Below are 398 nucleotides of genomic sequence, written 5' to 3'. Positions count from 1 at the left end.
GTGCACCCGCGGGAATGGGTGGCCCGGTACGGCCTGGACGCCATCCGCTTCTTCCTGCTGCGCGAGTTCCCGTTCGGCGCGGACGGCTCCTACAGCCACGAGGCCGTGGTGAGCCGCAAGAACGCGGACCTGGCCAACAACCTCGGCAACCTCGCCCAGCGCTCGCTGTCCATGGTGGCCAAGAACTGCGGCGCCGCCGTGCCCGAGCCGGGCGAGTTCACCGAGGCGGACCGCGCCGTCCTGGCCCAGGTCGACGCCCTGCTGGAGCGCTCCCGGTCCGCGTACGCGGTGCAGGACTTCCACGACGCGCTCGAGGAGACCTGGCGCGTGCTGGGGGAGGTCAACGCCTACTTCGCGGACCAGGCCCCGTGGGTGCTGCGCAAGACGGACGAGCCGCG

1 protein-coding gene is annotated in these 398 nt (G+C 72.1%); it reads left to right on the top strand.

From position 1 onward, the window contains the following. Positions 1–398 (top strand): class I tRNA ligase family protein (locus HFC70_RS26610; RefSeq protein ID WP_168476314.1); only part of this gene is annotated, 398 nt, incomplete at both ends.

The sequence above is a fragment of the Agrobacterium sp. a22-2 genome, assembly GCF_012276985.1.
Classification (GTDB): Bacteria; Pseudomonadota; Alphaproteobacteria; order Rhizobiales; family Rhizobiaceae; genus Allorhizobium.
Note: the sequence above shows the minus strand (reverse complement) of the source record. Positions and strands in the feature narration are given on the sequence as shown.